Below are 2625 nucleotides of genomic sequence, written 5' to 3' on the forward strand. Positions count from 1 at the left end.
GTCGAAAGACATGCCGACGCAACTGCCCGACGGCCTCGAACTGTCGGCCTTCCTGCCGCGCGAGGACGCACGCGGCGCCTTTGTCGGCAAAGCGGCGAAGACGATCGCCGAACTGCCGCGCGGGGCGAAAGTCGGCTCGTCGTCGCTACGGCGGCAAGCGCTGATCCGCCGGATGCGGCCGGATCTCGACGTGGTGATGTTCCGCGGCAATGTGCAGACGCGGCTGCGCAAGCTCGACGAAGGCGTCGCCGCCGGCACGATCCTGGCCTATGCCGGGCTGAAGCGGCTTGGGCTCGAGCATGTCGTCACCGACCTGATACCGCTCGATGTCTTCCCGCCGGCGCCGGGGCAAGGCGCGATCGGCATCGAAACCCGTATCGGCGACCGCGATGTCGAAAAGATGCTGGCGGCCGTCCATGATGTGCCGACCGGCCAGGCGCTGGCCTGCGAGCGTGCCTTCCTGGCGGCGCTCGATGGCTCCTGCCGCACGCCGATCGCCGGCTATGCGGCGATCGAGGCCGGAAAACTGTCTTTTGCCGGGCTGATCATCTCGCCCGACGGCACGCAGTCACACACGGTCGAACTGCAGGGACCGGCGCAAGACGCCGCCCGGATCGGCGGCGAAGCGGCCCGGAGCGTGCGCGCCAGGGCCGGCGAAAAGTTCTTCGACGGCTGGCTCTGAAATGCTTCGCGTCCTGGTGACCAGGCCGGAACCGGGTGCTTCGCGCACAGCGCATCGGCTGGAGGAGGCAGGTTTTCAGCCGGTTCTTTTGCCCCTGACCGAAACAAAGGCGTTGCCTGTCGCCGCCGGACTGATCCCGGACGATGCCGTCGCGGTGGCCGTCACAAGCGCCAATGCCATGCGCCATGCGCCGGAAGAAATCATCGCGACGCTCGCCGCCTTGCCTTGTCATGCCGTCGGCAGGCGGACTGCGGAAGCTGCCCGCAAAGCGGGGTTTTTGTCGGTCAGTGAAGGCCCCGGCGATGCCGAGGCGCTGGCCGACGTTCTCGCTGCCGATTTTTCTGGAAAGACGATTGTCTACCTCTGCGGGCGCGTGCGTTTTCCGGCGTTCGAACAGAGGCTCGGGACGGCGGGCGTTCGGGTCCACGCCGTCGAGACCTATGACACGCTGACAGTGGGTTATCCGGACGAAGTCACCCTCGAACGCCTGTCGGGGCAACCTGCCGACGCGGTATTGCTCTATTCAGCCAAGGCGGCGGCGGCGATGCAGATGTTGGCAAGACGGCCCGCTCTGCGCGGTCTCTTCGAAAAAACATGGGTTTTTGCGCTTTCCACGCGGATCGCCGCAGCCTTCGACGATGCCGCCGGCGAAAGGATCCGCATTGCCGCGCAACCTGACGAGGAGGCATTGCTGGCGCTTTTGCAGGCGCCGCGCTGAGCCGCGTCATCACACCGCCCCTTTTCACCGCTTGGTGATGTGCTAGACCCTTTCTGAACCATCATGCGCCGCCAGGCGTTGAGACGAAGCGAATGTGCGGAGCCCAGGCATGGTCAAGACGCCGAAGATGCGACACTCGAAAAGCCGCCGCGAGCCGGTGACCATCGATCTCGAGCCGGGCGCCGTCTCACGCATCGCCGACGAGGACGCCGCCACGCAGGAGGCGCAGACAGACGAGGCGAAGGCCGAGGAAGCAGCGAACGCTTCGCAGCCCGAGGTTCCCGAAGAGCCGGTTCATGCCGACCAGACCGATCTCGAGCCGTGGGAGCATGCCGATGGCGCCGCAGGTGCGGAAGGGCAAGCGCCGGCGCATGGCGGAGCCAAAGCCGCCGAGCCAGAGCTGCCTTATCCCGGTTCGGATGCGCCGCCCAACCGCGCCAAAACCTTCGACTACAGTTTCGACGACGCGTCGGCAGCGCAGACCGACGGCAACAAGGCAAAAGCCGAGACACAGGACGAGAAAATGGCGCCAGCCCCTGAAAAGCGTGGCGGCCTCAACGGCATCGCCGCCGGCATCATCGGCGGCGTCATCGCGCTGGTCGGCGCCGGCGGGCTGCAATTTGCCGGCCTGCTCGGCGCGCCGGGCTCCGGCGCCAGCGTCTCGCTCGATGGCGTCAATGGCGACATCGCCTCGCTGAAGACCGAAATCGCCGGCTTGAAGGACGCCGGCGGCAACGGCGATGCAGCGGCGAAGATGGTCGGGCTGTCCTCGGGCCTGGAGCAGGTCAAGGCTGATGTCGCGGCGCTGAAATCGGCTGTCGAGAAAGGTGGAGCAGGCGACGCGGCCGGCGTCACCGCACTGGGCGACAAGGTCGCGCAGATCGAGACGGCGGTCGCCGCCCTCGGCAAGGCGGGCAGCGCGGCGCCGGTCGATCTTGGTCCGCTCACCGAAAAACTGGCAGGCCTCGACGCGCAGGTGAAGTCGGCCGGCGAGGCGGCTACCGCGCAGGATGGCCGGCTGAAAGCGCTGGAGCAGTCTGTGTCGCAGCTGTCCGGCAAGGTCGAGGCGGCGGCGGGACAGCCGAAGATCGCGCTTGCCATCGCGGCGTCGGCCTTGAAGGCGGCGCTTGAGCGTGGCGGGCCGTTTTCGGCCGAACTCGAAACCCTCGCCGCGATTTCGCCTGATGCGCCGCAGCTTGCGGCACTGCGCCCCTATGCCGAAAAG

3 protein-coding genes are annotated in these 2625 nt (G+C 67.2%); all 3 read left to right on the top strand.

What is annotated here, in order from left to right; all coding sequences use genetic code 11:
* On the top strand, positions 1 to 682 hold a 682-nt coding region (hemC, locus tag EN994_RS26280), incomplete at its 5' end, for a hydroxymethylbilane synthase (RefSeq protein WP_127307933.1).
* Between the two features lies 1 nt (position 683).
* Entirely contained in the window at positions 684 to 1400 is a 717-nt protein-coding gene (locus EN994_RS26285) for a uroporphyrinogen-III synthase (protein WP_063169517.1), read from the top strand.
* A gap of 109 nt (positions 1401 to 1509) precedes the next feature.
* A partial coding sequence (locus tag EN994_RS26290; RefSeq protein ID WP_127307934.1) for a phage tail protein occupies positions 1510 to 2625 on the top strand: 1116 nt, incomplete at its 3' end.

Origin of the sequence: Mesorhizobium sp. M7A.F.Ca.CA.002.09.1.1 (assembly GCF_003998555.1) — a bacterium.
Classification (GTDB): domain Bacteria; phylum Pseudomonadota; class Alphaproteobacteria; order Rhizobiales; family Rhizobiaceae; genus Mesorhizobium; species Mesorhizobium ciceri.